The following is a 15849-nucleotide window of genomic DNA, read 5'->3' as shown; positions in this document are numbered from 1 at the left end:
TAATGTAACCGCCATGGAACTCCTTGCTAGATTTACATATTTTGACGTGATTGATGCCGTTGCGGTGGCATTTCTTCTGCTCAGCTGGACGTTTCTTGGTTGGAGGATTGAAAACCCGACCCCCAAAAATCCGTCCACGTCTTCGCTTATGGCGAACTACCGCCGTGAATGGATGGTCCAATATGTGACGCGACAGCCACGGATTTTTGACGCGACAATCCTTGCAACCCTGCGCACAGGCACCACATTTTTTGCGTCGGCGTGTATGATTAGCATTGGTGGCGGGTTGGCGCTCATTGGAAATCAGGAGCATCTTCGTGGTCTCGCCAGCGATTTCTCCATCGAAAGTGCTCCCGCCATCGTTTGGGAAATAAAAATTCTGCTTGTTTTGGTGATGCTCGCCAGTGCATTTCTCAATTTCGTCTGGTCGCATCGATTGTTCGGATATGCGGCCGTGGTCATGGCCGCCGCGCCAAACGAAATTGAAGACCCAATGGCCCTCATTCGCGCGAAACAATCCGGTGAAATCAATATAACCGCTGCGCGAAGCTATAACCGTGGATTACGAACAGTTTACTACGCCTTGGCATGTTTGGCATGGATGTTGGGTGCATGGCCCCTTATTATATCCACTATTGTGACGAGTCTTGTCCTTTGGAGACGCGAATTTGCGTCCCATTCCCGGGCCGTCCTCCTTGAGGGTAAAATACCATGAAACGCCTTGTAGCCTTACTAATATTCGTCGCGGCCCCTGCCTTCGCCGATCCGGCCGTTGTCAAACATGTGGTCGCGTCCCAGTCAGGCGCAAAATGGCGGTTTGACGTTTCTATTCTGCATCCGGATTCGGGGTGGGACCACTATGCGGACGGTTGGAAGATCATCGCTCCGGACGGCTCTATCCTTGGCCAACGTTCCCTCGCACATCCGCATGAAAACGAGCAGCCGTTCACGCGGTCCGTTACGGGAATCACCATTCCCGATGGGGTCACCCATGTCTTTATTCAGGCCAATTGTCTTACAGATGGCGAGACATCCGAGCCATACCGCTTTGATCTAAAATAGTTATCTGCGCCCCTCGCGCAGCCATGCGGCTATGGACATCATCGTGATCAAGACCAGCAATATCCATGCGGGAACCAATGGGCTTACCGAAATTCCCGTGGTGACAAAAGCGCCGCGTGGGACGATTCCAATCCATCCAGCCCCCGATGCGTTCCGACCAGAACGCACAGTGCGGACGTCTGGCGTTCCGTCTTCCATGTTCAGTACCCCCCCTTTGTCGGTACGATCAAGGGTGCAAGCACACGCGAGGTGGCCACGGTTTCCACAAACTCTCGCGGGGCGGCAGGCCCCATGCCGATCACAAACGAAAGCGCGCCTTGGGACAAGCGATAGAGCCCAAATTCTGTCCCGAAATAGGTTGTTTCAAAAAGCCCGGGGCGGGATTGAACAAGGGGGACTTCGACCTGACTGCCATCTGGAGCCGTGATCGTCACGAGATCTGGCGCAGGCGCGTCATCGCCACCCAATGTCCTCCGAACGATCTTCATTTCCAAACCCACTGCGGAGGCCGATAGCGCTTCTTCCTCAAGCTCAGGCTCTTTCATCATCCAATGTGCCAAGCGGCGGAGGAGTTCCAGCTGGGGTCCACCACCGTCAAAGCCACGATGCCAAAGCCAAGCATGGTCGCTCGCCAGAAGCGCGACGCGCCCTTCGCCAACCCTATCCAATTGCAGGAGGGGGCATCATTTTTGCCCGACATCACCGTGTGCCCCGAGGTGGCTTCAAGTTCCACCATTCGCAACCACCGGCCCCATTCAGGCTCAGGTCCCGCTTGCAAGCCTTCGGTCACGGGGTGCTTTTGCCCCGTTTCCGTCACTTTGGGGCGGAACTCTTCGTCAAGAAGGCGCGCTGTGGGTTCGGCGGGTAGAATTTCGGACAAGGCCGAGAAATACAGGCTCTCGACCGAAGCGAAATCTGGCCCAGCCGCAAGCAGTACCGCACCGCCGCGACGCACATAATTGGCCACATTCTCTAGATAACTCGCAGGCAAAATACCGCGCCGCTTGTAGCGATCAAAAATAATTAGATCGAAATCATCAATTTTTTCAAGGAACAATTCGCGTGTCGGGAAAGCAATCAATGATAGCTCCGAGACGGGTACACCATCTTGTTTCTCAGGCGGGCGCAGGATGGTAAAGTGAACCAAATCGACAGAACTGTCTGATTTCAAGAGGTTTCGCCATGTACGCTCCCCCGGATGCGGCTCGCCAGAGACTAGCAAAACACGCAAGCGATCCCGCACGCCATTGATTTGAAGTACAGCGGTATTATTGCGATCCGTGAGTTCAGTGTCGGCCATAGGAACGACAAATTGCACGACATTCAGGCCACCATGCGCTAGCGTCAGAGGCAATTCAAGTTCCTGCCCAATGGGAACCTCAAAACTTTGCGTCGGGCCGCCATCAATGGAGATCAAGAGCGGAGCATTTGGCCCCACATCCGGCGGAACGGCCCCTTGATCCTCTACCAAAACGGTAAGCATTACAGGCTCGCCAATGATGCCAAATCCGGGAGCTTTAGAGAGAACGAGGCGTCGATCCCAATCGCCTTTTCGCCCGCTCAAAAGCGTATGGATCGGCCCGGGCCATGTCAGCTCACTCAGCGCGTCTTCTGCTGGAATATCATGCGCTTGACCGTCACTTAGGATAACGATTCCCGCGACACGCGCCTCTGGGATTTCCGCAAGGGCCGCCGACAGCGCGCCAAAAAGCGTGGTGCCAGAATCCGCCTCACCATCGCCAAAAGACACTTCGTGGATATCCGTATTAGGCAACGCCGCAAGTTTTTGGCGCAAGGCGGCAAGCGCCGAAGCGTTTTGGGCCTCCCGATCTGAGAGGGACTGGCTGGAAGACTTATCCTGCAAAATAAGAATGATGTCCGACATTGCGTCTCGATCTTCGCTTTGCAGCGCGGGATTGAGGAGCGTAAGGAAGAGAACGGTCAGTGCGAACGACCGTAGAGGCCAGCCAAACAACCCGCGCCAATAGGAAAACGCGAGGACGAAAAACGCCGTCACAATCCCAAACAAAATGAGCGGCAGGGGCAGCAGGGGGTCAAAAAGAATGGTTTGTGTCATTTATTGCCCCAGTCGTTCGAGCAATTCAGGCACGTGAACCTGATCACTTTTGTAATTTCCGGTCAGGACGTGCATCATCAAATTCACCCCAAAACGATAGGCCATTTCGCGCTGTTCATCGCCCGCGCGACCGCGCCCAACGGTAAAGAGACGATTGCCATTAGGCGCGATCGCCCATGCCGCAGCCCAGTCATTGGCACCGATCACAACCGGCGTAACCCCGTCGTTTAGATTGCGAAACGGCATCCCCTCGGCGAGTTCCACGTCCGCAGGGGCGGCCTCGACCCAAACCGGCGGACCGACATATCGTCCCGCGGCTTCCTCCAACAGATAAAAACTGCGATTCAAAACATGGTCAGATGGCACCTCTTCAAGGGGCGGGATATCGAGTTGGCGGGCAAACATACGCAGCTTTCGGGTATTTTCGGTGACCCTTTTGTACCTTTGCTCATCGGCATCGCGGGTATCAAACAGGATGAGGCCACCCTTTTGCAAATACCGGTTTAGACGGGCATAGGCGGCAGGTGATGGCAGGGTTTGGGTCGTGGTAATTGGCCAGTAAATCATCGGATAGAAGGACAATTCATCCTTTTCCAAATCAATGGCTATGGGATCAGCGGGTTCGATAGATGTGCGCTGAAAAAGCACCCTTCCAAGTCCCCATAGGCCCGCACGTGACACCTCGTCCACAGCTTCGTCGCCCGTAATAACATAAGCCATGACCGTTTCACTTGTCGCAGCAAAGGCCTTTTCATCAATGGTTAGCGTTTCAGTTTGAGAGGTGGTCTGGGCCCAGCTTTCGGCCCCGATACCCTGCATACAAAAGAGCGTCGCAAAAACCGCAATTGTGCTTGAAGTCCGCGTTCCGTGAAAGCGCCCAGACACCCAAAGCGATGCAATGACGTCAAGAAGCAATGCCACCAACGACAGCCCCAAAAGCACACCCTTCAAGGAGCGCTCTTCCACCGAACCGCCACGATCAACGGGAATTGCGGAGGGCCAAACTTGCGGCTGAAGGGTTTGATCTTGTGCGATAGTATTACGCGCGATTTGACGCTTATCACTAACATATAGCCCCGGTGGAAGGGCGGCAGAAACCAGCGCGGATGCCAGTATTTCGCCCTTAATTCCAGCAAGCGTACTTGGAGGCGGGATTAGTTGCCCAAAACCATCCAGCACCTTGACGGGGGACCAAATTGTACCCGCCAAGTCTTCCTCGGTAGGGCGCGAAGCCTGTGTCGAAATCGCCAGTCGCTCCATCATTTGGACAAACAAACCTGAAATTGGCAGGCTGGACCATTGCGCGCTTGCAGTCACATGGAACAACACAACTTGCCCATCACCCAATTCCTTGCGTGTTACCAACGGTGTGCCATCTTCAAGACTGGCTAAAACGCGCGAGGCAAGAGAAGGGTCGGGTTCTGCGACCACCTGAGAATTGACCACAACGTCACTTGGGATTTTGAGGCCAAAGAAGGGGGAATCCGTGGGAAATTCCTTGAGACCACGCGGCTCGCCCCAACTCATGGCCCCACCGATACTACGCCCACCAACCCGTAGTCGCACTGGCATAAGCGGGTCTTCGGAACTGCGGCTCACGTCACTCGCAGCAAGGCGCGGCCCCGCAAAACGCACGAGCAATCCGCCGTCTTTCACCCAGTCTTCAAGGGCCGCGCTATCGCCTTCAGAAAGCTGGGCCACATCGGCCAAAATCACCACATCGGGTCGCGCCAAAAGGGTTTCGGCAATAAGGCCGTCGACCAGATCGGCGGTGGGCACCAAAGCCTGTCGCAAATAATGGAGCGGATCAAGGAGCGCGAGGGCTTCATCTTCGCTCCCGGACGAAAACAGCGCAACCTCGCGACGCTTCAACGCTTCATCGGTCAAAACGACTGCTCCCGCCGAAACATGGCCAGCGATGCTAAACTCAGTGATCCGATTGCGTATTTCTGGCGGCATATCAAAACGCGCTTCGCTCGTGGTTTGTCCCGCCTCAAAATACGCCAAAGACTGGGCCAAAACACGCGTCGTTCCCGACGGATCAGGGCCAATTGCATTCACTTGAACTTCCAAGTCAGAGGTGCTGATTTTACGCAAAACAGGCACCAAAACTTCTCCCGTTTCAAAGCTTACAGGCCCAAGCGCCAAGGTTTGATGCGCCCCCTCATAAACGCGCACGGGTCCAACATCTTCAAGGCTTGCAAGAAGCGCCTCGCGCCCTGCCCGTTCCAATCCATCCGACATCCAAAGCACGGACATTGGCGTCGATTGTTGCGACGCGAATTCATCAACCAAAGCGATAGCCGAGTCATCATCCGGCAACCATGGGCGCGGAGCCATGGACGGCAATTGGGTCAAAACATTCTCGGCGGATTCAAGCAAAAGCGGAGTGGTAGGCACATCCGTCAGGGGCAAAAATGCCACCAAATTTCCGTTCCTTACCGCGTCTTTTAGGACCATCTGCAAACGATCTTGGTGCGATGACCATCCGGGAGCCGACGCCCAACTTGCATCCGCGACAATCAACAGATTGCGGTTTTCTCCCGGCTCAGAGGATTGAGGGTTGAGCAATGGACCTGCAAAGGCAACGATCGCAGCCGCCAGAGCAAAAATGCGAAGTACGAGCAACCACCAAGGGGTTCTATCCGTTTGATTTTCCTCATCTTTCAAACCGAGCAACAGACCTACTGCTGGGAACTTCCGGATCACAGGAGCAGGCGGTACAGCGCGCAAAAGCCACCATAAAATGGGCAAGAAAACCAGCGCGAGCAAAAAGGCGGGCTGTGCAAAGCCAAGAGGACCAAGCGTAAACATCAACGCCCCACACTTAGCGCAGAATAGAGCCACAACAGGGCGGGAAGCGGCGCGCTATCGCTTTGATGAACGGTGAATTGCCACCCCGAGCTTCGCGCCAAATCTCGCAACACCGCCTGCCGCTCAGCGAGCCGATCATGGTAGCGCGCCTTAAGCCCCCGCGCTTTCAGAGTTTCATGTCGAATCGCGCCCGTCGGACTTTCAAAAACATTGCGCCCTTCAAACGGGAACGCGATTTCCTGCGGATCAAGAACCTGCACAATCGCACCGCGCACGCCTTGCCCTTGCGCCGAATTCAACAGCTCCCGAAGGGCTTTCGTGTCGCCAAGAAAATCTGAAATCAGCACGACTTGCGTGTTCTTTGGCAGAGTGCTTCGCATGGGAGCGCCGAATTCGACGTCGTCCGCCATTTTCTCAAGTTCCTGCGCCAAATGCGTAAGGCCACCGCGACTTGCGGTAGCGGGGGTTGGGTCGCCAAGTAGGGCAGTTTTCTCTCCGCCTCGGTGCAAAAGAACCGCAATTGCGAGCGTAAGGAGCTGCGCGCGAAAGGCTTTGGTCGCGTGTTGTGGTGAGGACGAAAACCGCATGCTTTGCGACGTATCGGCCCATAATGTGACCGTTTGCATCGCCTGCCATTCCTTTTGTCGGATGAAATGTACATCCGAACGTGCCGAGCGACGCCAATCAATATCCCGCAGGGAATCCCCTGCAACCGCTTGGCGGTATTGCCAAAATTCGTCACCCACCCCACTACGCCGCCGCCCGTGTTCGCCTGTTTGCACTGATGCCGCCAATTGATTGGCAGCCGCTAGCAATCCAGGAAGCGCTGAGGCAAGTCCTTCGGCCCGTTCGCGTATGGGAGCGGACGTAGAAATCATGCAGCCGCCTTAACGCGCGTAACTTCTGCGCAAGCTTTGGCAATAATGTCGGGAAGCGTTTCGCCCTGTGCGCGCGCCGCAAAGCTTAACGCCATGCGATGCGACAATACGGGTTCCGCCAATTGCATCACATCATCGATATTGGGCGCAAGCCGCCCCGCCAAAAGGGCTTTTGCACGAACGGTCATCATGAGCGCTTGCGCCGCACGCGGACCTGGCCCCCACGCCACGGTTTCGCGGATAAAGTCTGGGGAGGTTTCGTCCTCTGGACGACAGGTACGCACCAAATCAAGGATCATATCCACGACCTGTTCGCCGACAGGCATGCGCCGAAGCACCTGTTGAGCGGCGAGCAATTCGGCAGCAGTAAAGACCTCATGCACCCGTGCATCCTGCGTGCCGGTTGTCGCCAAAACGATCGCTCGTTCCGTGGCACGGTCGGGATAACTCACGTTGATTTGCACCAAAAACCGGTCGAGCTGCGCCTCTGGAAGCGGATATGTTCCTTCCTGCTCAATCGGGTTCTGAGTAGCCAAAACATGGAACGGCTCGCCAAGGCTGCGCTCCTCGCCCGCGATGGTGACAACATGTTCCTGCATGGCCTGAAGCAATGCGGATTGCGTGCGTGGACTGGCGCGGTTGATCTCGTCGGCCATCAAAAGCTGGCAAAAAATTGGACCGGGAACAAACTTAAACGCCCGCTTCCCGTCCGTGTCCGTATCTAAAATCTCAGACCCCAAAATATCCGCAGGCATCAAATCCGGCGTAAACTGAATCCGGTTCCCCGAAAGGCCCATAACCGTCGATAACGTGTCCACCAATCGGGTTTTTCCCAGGCCTGGCAAACCAACGAGCAACGCATGCCCGCCGCACAAGAGGGCAGACAACGCGAGGTCGACAACACCTTCCTGCCCGATGAACTTCTGGGTTAGACTGGCCTTGGCCGCGGCCAGTTTTTCGCTCAAGAGTTCGATCTCTGCGACCAGATTTTCCGTTTCGGGCATGGATTACCTCCGTTTTCAAATATAAGCTGCATTAAAGTCGTTAATCCTGCGAGGTACAAATGACAAAAGCGAATTCAGATGAAAAGATCGTGAAAATGCCGTCAAATCCAGCGGATTCTAGCCCAGAAAAATCTGAGCTGCCAACAAGCATCATCAGCGCGGCAAAACAGGCCACCAAAAGGGGGCCAGCGCCCGTTCATTTGTGGAACCCGCCGTTCTGTGGTGACCTAGATATGCGGATCGCGCGCGATGGGACTTGGTTTTATCTCGGCTCCCCCATCGGGCGTAAGGGTTTGGTCAAGCTTTTCTCCTCCATCTTGCGCAAGGACGGTGAGGATTATTTCCTTGTGACGCCCGTTGAAAAAGTCGGCATCAAAGTCGACGACGCGCCTTTTGTGGCCATCGATTTCAACGCCGAGGGAACGGGCGAAGAGCAATCCCTCACGTTCACAACCCATGTTGGTGACGACGTGACCGCAGGGCCCGATCATCCGATTCGCGTCACCATTGATCCTGACAGCGGCGAACCCGCGCCTTATGTTTTGGTGCGCGCCAATCTTGAAGCCCTGATCGATAGAAAAAGTTTTTACCGACTCGTCGATATTGGCGACACACAAGACATTGAAGGCAAGCCGTTTTTCGGCATTTGGTCGGGAGGGGTGTTCTTCCCAATCCTTGCCCAAAGCAAATTAGTTTGAATATCGCGCAAGGCTCCTGACATAATGCTGTCAGGAGGGGTATGTAAAAAGGGTCCTACGAACACTTTCTCAAAGGAACATATTCATGTCTAATTCTCCTAAACACTCGGTCGTCTGGGCCGAAATTCCCGTTACCGACCTTGAAGCGGGGCGCAAATTTTACAGTGCTGTCCTCGACACTCCGCTGAAAATCGAAGAATTCGGTGGCGGGGAAATCATCTTCTTTCCTATGCAAGACCAAGCCGCCATTGCGGGCCATATTTATGCAGGCACTCCCGCGCCCGCAGGCACCGGACCAACAGTACATTTAGCAATCTACGGCAACCTTGAAGCCGCGATCACACGGGCCAAAGACGCGGGCGCGACCGTGGTGCGCGAGCCTGTGACCATCCCTTCGGGGCGCTTCCAATATATTGCGGACCCAGATGGAAATTCCATCGGCCTCTTTGAAGTGGCGACCTAATTGCGGAGAGCCGACCGCCTCTTTCAGATCGTGCAATATCTGCGCGGCGGTCGGCTCCTTACGGCCCGCATTTTGGCGGATCGGCTGGAAGTCAGCGAACGGACGATCTATCGCGACATCGCGGATTTGATCGGCTCGGGGGTTCCGATTGATGGCGAGGCTGGCGTTGGGTATTTGATGCGGGAAGGCTATGATCTGCCACCGCTGATGTTCAACCGCAAGGAAATCACCGCACTGGTTGCGGGCGCGCGCATGTTACGCGCTTGGGGTGGGTCAGATATGGCTCTTGCCGCCCAAGAAGCCCTTGTGAAAATCGAAGCCGTTCTCCCTGAGGAAGCCCGAAAAGATGCCGCAAAAGTTCAGATTTTCGCGCCCAACCCATTTTGGTTTTCCGATGCAGAACGCAAAGTCATCGACCAAATTGAATCCGCCGTGGATCGCCAACAAATGCTGCTCATTCACTACGAAAAGGGCGACGGCACCAAAAGCGAACGCCACGTCCGCCCGCTTGGACTTTGGTTTTGGGGCAAGGTTTGGACCTTGGTCGGATGGTGTGAATTACGCAGTGATTTCCGTATGTTCCGCCTTGATCGTATGCAATTCCTCACCGAGACAGGCCCGTTTGAACATAGCGTGGGCAAGCGACTCGTGGATTTTTACGCCATCGAAAATCATCGCCCGATCCTTTAGTGCGCCCGTGCCCAATTCGCGCCGCGCCCCGCATCCACTGTCAATGGCACATCCAGTTTTACAACTGGCATTGCCGCGTTTTCCATGACGTTCCGGACAACTTCGATCGTTTCGTCAACAGCACTATCGTCGACCTCGAAGATCAATTCGTCATGCACCTGAAGGAGCATTTTGGCGGGCAGGTCCTTGATCGCCGCCGGCATCCGGATCATCGCCCGACGAATAATATCCGCAGCCGTCCCTTGAATGGGCGCGTTGATCGCGGCGCGTTTGGCAAACCCCGCCTGTGGCCCTTTGGCGTTGATTTCAGGCGTGTTGATTTTACGGCCAAAGAGGGTCGCGACATAGCCATGATCGCGCGCGAATTGCACGGTATCGTCCATATAGGCCCGAATTCCGGGAAAGCGCTCAAAATAACGGTCGATAAAGCCCTGCGCTTCTTTGCGCGGTATCCGCAGATTTCTTGCAAGTCCGAAGCCTGAAATTCCGTAAATCACCCCAAAGTTGATGCCTTTAGCTTGGCGGCGAATTTCGGGCGTCATTTCATCAAGCGGTACGTCAAACATTTCGCTAGCGGTCATCGCGTGAATGTCGTGCCCGTCGCGGAACGCCTGTTTCAGGCTCTCGATATTGGCCACGTGCGCCAAAATGCGCAACTCAATTTGGCTGTAATCAAGGCTCACGAGGGTTTTGCCTTCTTCGGCAATAAAGGCCTCGCGAATGCGCCGCCCTTCCTCGCTTCGGACGGGAATATTTTGCAGGTTTGGATCGGTCGATGCCAAGCGCCCCGTGATGGCACCGGCGATGGAATAGGACGTGTGCACACGCCCCGTTTCGGGATTGATATGGGACTGAAGGGCGTCCGTATAGGTGGATTTCAGCTTGCTCAACTGCCGCCAATCCAAAACGCGGGCGGGTAAATCATGTCCTTCGGCCGCGAGGTCCTCAAGGATATCCGCGCCCGTCGCATAGGCGCCGGTTTTGCCCTTTTTCCCACCCTCAAGGGCCATCTTGTCGAACAGGATTTCCCCAAGCTGTTTGGGGGAGCCGACGTTGAAACTTTGGCCTGCAATCTCGTGAATTTCGGCCTCTAGGCCCGCCATTTTCTGGGCAAAGGCGTTGGACATCCGCGACAGGGTATCCCTATCAACTTTGATCCCGTACATTTCCATTTCTGCCAGCACAGGAACGAGCGGACGTTCAAGCGTTTCGTAAACCGTTGTCACCTGTTTCTGGTGCAACTGTGGCTTGAATATCTGCCACAAACGCAGAGTAATATCAGCATCCTCGGCGGCGTATTTCACAGCCTCGTCTACGGGGACCTGATCGAATGTAATCGCGGATTTTCCGCTTCCAAGCAAAGATTTAATCGGAATCGGCGTGTGATCAAGATAGCGTTCGCTCAGTGTATCCATGCCGTGATTATGCAAGCCCGCGTTCATCGCATAGGACATCAACATCGTATCATCAATCGGCGCGACCGAAACGCCATAGCGTTTGAAAATCTTGACATCGTATTTCATGTTTTGGCCGATTTTTAGAATCGACGGGTCTTCGAGCATCGGTTTGAGCATATCAAGCGCTGCCTGAAGCTCCATTTGCCCATCGGCCAACGTGTTGGTTGCAAAGAGATCTTCGCCCGCATCCGCGCGATGCGCGAGCGGGATGTAACAGGCCTCCCCTGCCTCAATACATAGTGAGATTCCGACCAGTTCAACGACCATTTCATTGATTCCCGTGGTCTCGGTATCCACCGCAACCCAGCCCCGCCGATACGCCGCGTCGATCCGTTTTTGCAACCCAGCGGCGTCGCGCACACATTCATATTTTTCGGAATCAATCGCCACGGTCGGTAAGGCCGTCGGCGCACTAGCCCCGCTGGTCTCCACAACGATTGGGGCCGCGACACCCATTTTATCGGCCACCCGTTTCGTGAGTGTACGGAATTCCATCTCATTGAGGAAAGCCAATAGTGCTTCGGCTTCAGGCTCGCGAATCTCAAGGCTTTCGAGCGTGAAGTCCAAATCCATATGCGTGTCGAGCTTCACAAGGGAGCGCGAAACGCGGATGAGTGCTTCGTTGTTGAGAAGACTTTCGCGGCGCTTGGGTTGTTTGATTTCACCAGCCCGCGCCAAAAGACTTTCCAGATCGCCATATTCGTTGATCAAAAGCGCCGCCGTTTTGAGGCCAATTCCGGGCGCGCCGGGCACGTTATCAACGCTATCTCCCGCCAAAGCCTGAACATCGACAACGCGCTCGGGACCAACGCCGAATTTATCGAAAACACCTTCACGATCGATGCGCTTGCCTTTCATGACGTCGAGCATTTCGACCCCGCCACCGACGAGTTGCATCATGTCTTTGTCGCTCGAAATAATCGTGCAGCGCCCCCCTGCCTCATCCGCTTGGCGGGCAAGGGTCGCGATTATATCGTCCGCTTCAAAGCCCTCAACCTCGATACAGGCAATGTTAAACGCGCGGGTTGCATCGCGGGTTAGAGGAAACTGCGGGCGGAGATCTTCGGGCGCCGGAGGGCGGTTGGCTTTGTATAAATCATAGAGATCATTGCGAAAAGTTTTTCCAGAGTGATCAAAAATGACGGCAACATGCGTCGGCGCGTCTGATCCTTTGTTGTCCTCAACTTGCTTATACAACATGTTGCAAAATCCGGCGACGGCCCCGATGGGCAATCCGTCAGACTTGCGCGTTAGCGGAGGCAACGCATGATACGCGCGGAAAATGAACGCCGAGCCATCGATCAAATGTAGATGACAGCCTTTGCCAAATGAGGTTTCCATAGCGCGCCCTTTTCGATTTTTATGTGCGACAACCTTCGCATATCACTCAGGTCTTCACCACCCAAATGCTGCGCAATTTGGGGCTTCCCGAAGGAATTTTAATCTACCAGCAAAGAATTTAGGTGTCGGCCGAGCCGCCCTTGAGGATGATCTTTTTGTCGCAATAGCCACACTCAACAAACCCTGTTTCTTCGGGGATAAAAAGCCATACGCGGGGGTGTCCCAGCGCGCCTTCGCCTCCATCACAGGCCACACGGCTTTGCTCTACAATAACGAATTCAGGGGCTTCTATGGTCATGATGGCTCCGTTTAGCTTGTCGAAGACGGTCTTCGGGCTTAAGTCTGCTGCATGATAGCGATCCACACCCTCGGGGCAAGATCGAAAACCGATGCGGGATGATGGAAATGGTTGAGAACGCTTTAGAAATTACTGGCCTGAAAAAGACCTATGCTGCGCAGCGCAATCAAGCGCCCAAAGTCGCCTTGAAAGGGATTGATCTCGCGATCCCCAAAGGCAGTATTTTTGGACTGTTGGGGCCAAATGGTGCGGGAAAATCAACGCTTATTAATATTCTAGCGGGGCTTGTGGTGAAATCCGCAGGGAACGTCAAAATTTGGGGGTTTGATCAGGACATCAACCCCCGTCAATCCCGCGCCTCTATTGGGGTGATGCCGCAAGAACTCAACATGGACCCGTTTTTTTCGCCGCGCGAAGCCCTTGAGGTACAGGCTGGATTATATGGTGTTCCGAAATCCAAACGCAAAAGCGACGAAATCCTTGAAATGATTGGCCTTACTGACAAGGCAGACGCCTATGCGCGGTCGCTTTCGGGCGGTATGAAGCGGCGTCTTTTGCTGGGCAAAGCCCTCGTACATCATCCCGATATTTTGGTTTTGGACGAGCCGACCGCTGGCGTGGATATCGAAATCCGCCAGATGTTATGGGACAATGTGCGCAAGTTGAACCAGCAAGGAATGACGATCATCTTGACGACCCACTACCTCGAAGAAGCTGAGGAAATGTGCGACGAGATCGGCATTATTAACCATGGCGAGTTAATCGTCCGCGAAGATACAAAAACTATGGTGGGCCGTTTGGATACCAAAACACTGGTCATTGTACCAGATCGCCCAGCCACAGAATACACGCCTCCCAAAGACACGGCGCTAACACGCCGTGCCGACGGCTCGCTCGCGATCAGTTACAAAAGCACCACCACTTCAGCGAGTGAAATCCTCGACTCGCTCCGCGACGCAAACATCACCATTCGCGATGTCCGCACCGAAGAGCCTGATCTTGAGGACGTGTTTTTGGCCTTAACGGCAAAATAACTGTAACTTTAAGCAGGATTTAGCATGCGACCAAGGGGACGGCCGGCGAGGATATGCATGTGCATATGCGGCACCTCTTGGATTGCCGCTTCGCCTGAATTGGCGATCAAGCGATACCCGTTGCCACCCTCGCCTGGTTGCACCTTGAGCATTTTGCAAAGGGTGCCGATTGTGCGGTTAAAATCCAAAATCTCAGCATCACTCGCATTCATTGCGAAGTGATCAAAATTCACATACGGTCCCTTAGGTATTACCAAAACATGGTCGGGGGCTTGGGGTGTAATATCGCGAAATGCCAACGTGTGGTCAGTTTCCAAAACAGTAGCATTCGGAATTTCCCCTCGGAGGATTTTGGCGAAAATGTTTTCGGAATCATAGAGATAGGCCATATGAGCATCCTTTTGCGACAGCGTTTAATCAGAGAATAAGTGGTCAATTTCGGCGAGTCTTAGCGCGTCTTCGGGTGTGGCATCAAGGAACTCTGCGAGAGGCAGCGCATTTTTCGCAGGCGAATTTTTTTGCAGGATGCGAAAGTGCATGGGAAAATTCGCGTCGCGAATCGCATCCGATTCATACACCAAATCTTGTTGAATTGTTGGCATCAAGGAGTTGATGGTTTCCTCTGACGGGCTTTCCCCCGCAAGGCCAACCCGAATGGCATGTCCAACCAGATAATCGCCAGAAAAGTCACAATTGATCTCCAGCAGTTTCGTTTTACTGCGATCTGCGTAAAAATCTTGTATGAGGTCCAGATTGCTAGAGTCCAGACATATAACCATTTTGTCGGTTTCATAGTAGTCAAACAACATCCGCACCAACGCACGCCGATGCCGCGTGCGTTTGCCAATCGTGGACTGAATGCCGCCCAAATCGGGCAACGGCGTATTTTCTTCGTTAAAAAGATATTCGATGACGGGAAAATCAGAGGAGCGGCGAATGCCGTCGACCAAGCGCTTGGCGACATGCCATTTTTTACAGGCAACAATCAAAAGTTCGCGATTGCGCCCCATGGTAGCTTCTGCCTCCCAGAACCTTGGCGCAAAGCGGCGCCCTTTGCGCCCTCGCCCTGTCAGGAACTTAAACAGGCTTCGACCCTCGCTTGAAATTGGGAAATCCGCGTTCCCACTTGCATAAAGCTTCCCCAAGCGAAGTTTGAGTTCTTCGGCCTCCGGACTCACTTTGCGAGCGAAAAGAAAGTCTTGGCTCACGAGCATATCATAGTGGTCATTGTAAAACGTCACCGGCATTCCGTATTCCGAAAACATTAAAAACGTCAGTGTCCGCGCTTCAATTTCAACTTCTGGTACCAGATGGCGCACGAGCGTTTGGAAAAACGTTTCATCCGGAATCCACGTGGTGCGGAAAAAACGCATGACGTCTTTACGCTCTTTGGTGAACTTAAGAATTGCTTCAATCGTCCGGCGCCGTAGACACCACCACTGGCTGCCTATCTGCACCTGAATGTCGGACGGAATGTCGCGCGTTAATCCCAGTTTACGCTGGAGATTAAAACTTTGATAAAAAAGCCATTTTTGGGTGCGTTCGTTGAAATAGTGGCGATAAATCAGCCGCTCTTCCTTCATCCCCGTTTTAATCCAATCACTTTCGAAATAGTCGAAACTTTCAATATAATCGATATCGGTATTGTCTAAAAACTGGTGCGCATAAACCGCCGATTTAATCGGCATACAGTCGCCAGACAGCATGTAAAAATGCGTCGCCCGCGGGAAAGCCTTTTCGGCAGCTTCAACGGCATAAAGCGTAGCTTGCACCAGACTCCACGCCCCCCAGCCACAATTGATCCGCTTTTTTGAAAAAACAACATTTGGATTGCCCTTCAGGGCTGCGCCAATTTCGGCGAAATGCGCTGGACTGGCGCTTGCGTCAAAATGAATCGCCATATAGTCGCCAGCAGCGGTGAGACGCTTGGCTTGCAAAATAATAGCTTCTGGATCCTTGTGGCACAGAAGAATGTAGGCGATTTCTGCCATTTACGAAACAAAACCCTTAATATCCCAGATTGTTTACACAAA

The 15849-nt window shown here is 53.9% G+C and carries 13 protein-coding genes and 1 pseudogene; 6 read left to right on the top strand and 8 right to left on the bottom strand.

The annotated features are described in order from the left end of the window. Positions 1-13: 13 nt before the first annotated feature. Together RC74_RS08965 and RC74_RS08960 are read left to right on the top strand one after the other, a co-directional pair. The gene (locus RC74_RS08965) at positions 14-715 is read left to right on the top strand and encodes a DUF599 domain-containing protein (RefSeq protein ID WP_039001957.1); all 702 of its coding nucleotides are present in this window, start codon (positions 14-16) and stop codon (positions 713-715) included. Further along, positions 712-1062 (top strand): hypothetical protein, encoded by a 351-nt coding sequence (locus RC74_RS08960; RefSeq protein ID WP_039001956.1) that lies wholly within the window; start codon positions 712-714, stop codon positions 1060-1062. The genes RC74_RS08965 and RC74_RS08960 overlap by 4 nt, the downstream gene beginning before the upstream one ends. Here the strand turns inward: RC74_RS08960 and RC74_RS08955 are convergent. The 4 genes and pseudogenes from RC74_RS08955 to RC74_RS08940 all read right to left on the bottom strand — a co-directional run bounded on the left by RC74_RS08955 (position 1063) and on the right by RC74_RS08940 (position 7835). Beyond that, positions 1063-3139 (bottom strand): annotated as a pseudogene (locus RC74_RS08955) (hypothetical protein). Next, positions 3140-5953, bottom strand: coding sequence for a DUF4159 domain-containing protein (locus tag RC74_RS08950; protein ID WP_039001953.1), 2814 nt, complete (start codon positions 5951-5953; stop codon positions 3140-3142). After that, the gene (locus RC74_RS08945) at positions 5953-6831 is read right to left on the bottom strand and encodes a DUF58 domain-containing protein (RefSeq protein ID WP_039001952.1); all 879 of its coding nucleotides are present in this window, start codon (positions 6829-6831) and stop codon (positions 5953-5955) included. Before RC74_RS08945 ends, RC74_RS08950 begins: the two co-directional genes overlap by 1 nt. Next, positions 6828-7835, bottom strand: coding sequence for an AAA family ATPase (locus RC74_RS08940; protein ID WP_039001951.1), 1008 nt, complete (start codon positions 7833-7835; stop codon positions 6828-6830). The genes RC74_RS08945 and RC74_RS08940 overlap by 4 nt, the downstream gene beginning before the upstream one ends. Positions 7836-7930: 95 nt before the next feature. Here RC74_RS08940 and RC74_RS08935 point away from each other — a divergent pair, with 95 nt between their 5' ends. The 3 genes from RC74_RS08935 (at position 7931) to RC74_RS08925 (ending at position 9686) form a co-directional block, all read left to right on the top strand. Then, positions 7931-8533, top strand: coding sequence for a DUF1285 domain-containing protein (locus RC74_RS08935; RefSeq protein ID WP_052274801.1), 603 nt, complete (start codon positions 7931-7933; stop codon positions 8531-8533). Positions 8534-8618: 85 nt separating this feature from the next. Further along, entirely contained in the window at positions 8619-8996 is a 378-nt protein-coding gene (locus RC74_RS08930; protein WP_039001950.1) for a VOC family protein, read from the top strand. Further along, complete coding sequence (locus RC74_RS08925; protein WP_039001948.1) at positions 8997-9686, top strand: helix-turn-helix transcriptional regulator; 690 nt, start codon at positions 8997-8999, stop codon at positions 9684-9686. It abuts the gene before it with no gap. Here the strand turns inward: RC74_RS08925 and polA are convergent. Further along, positions 9683-12484: a DNA polymerase I gene (polA, locus tag RC74_RS08920; protein WP_039001947.1), complete on the bottom strand. Its 2802-nt coding sequence runs from the start codon at positions 12482-12484 to the stop codon at positions 9683-9685. The two genes, RC74_RS08925 and polA, sit on opposite strands and share 4 nt — an antisense overlap. 118 nt (positions 12485-12602) lie before the next feature. Beyond that, a complete protein-coding gene (locus tag RC74_RS08915; RefSeq protein ID WP_039001945.1) occupies positions 12603-12782 on the bottom strand; it encodes a zinc-finger domain-containing protein in 180 nt (59 codons plus the stop codon). Positions 12783-12889: 107 nt separating this feature from the next. On the opposite strand from RC74_RS08915, the gene RC74_RS08910 reads away from it, so the two are divergent. After that, a complete protein-coding gene (locus tag RC74_RS08910) occupies positions 12890-13816 on the top strand; it encodes an ABC transporter ATP-binding protein (RefSeq protein ID WP_039002019.1) in 927 nt (308 codons plus the stop codon). 8 nt (positions 13817-13824) lie between these two features. Here RC74_RS08910 and RC74_RS08905 read toward each other — a convergent pair whose 3' ends face one another. After that, entirely contained in the window at positions 13825-14205 is a 381-nt protein-coding gene (locus RC74_RS08905; RefSeq protein ID WP_039001943.1) for an HIT domain-containing protein, read from the bottom strand. A gap of 24 nt (positions 14206-14229) precedes the next feature. Continuing rightward, positions 14230-15807, bottom strand: a complete 1578-nt coding sequence (locus RC74_RS08900; RefSeq protein WP_039001942.1) for a DUF5928 domain-containing protein — start codon at positions 15805-15807, stop codon at positions 14230-14232. Positions 15808-15849 lie beyond the last annotated feature (42 nt).

This window comes from Falsihalocynthiibacter arcticus, from assembly GCF_000812665.2.
GTDB lineage: Bacteria > Pseudomonadota > Alphaproteobacteria > Rhodobacterales > Rhodobacteraceae > Falsihalocynthiibacter > Falsihalocynthiibacter arcticus.
This window is presented reverse-complemented; position numbering and strand designations above follow the sequence as displayed.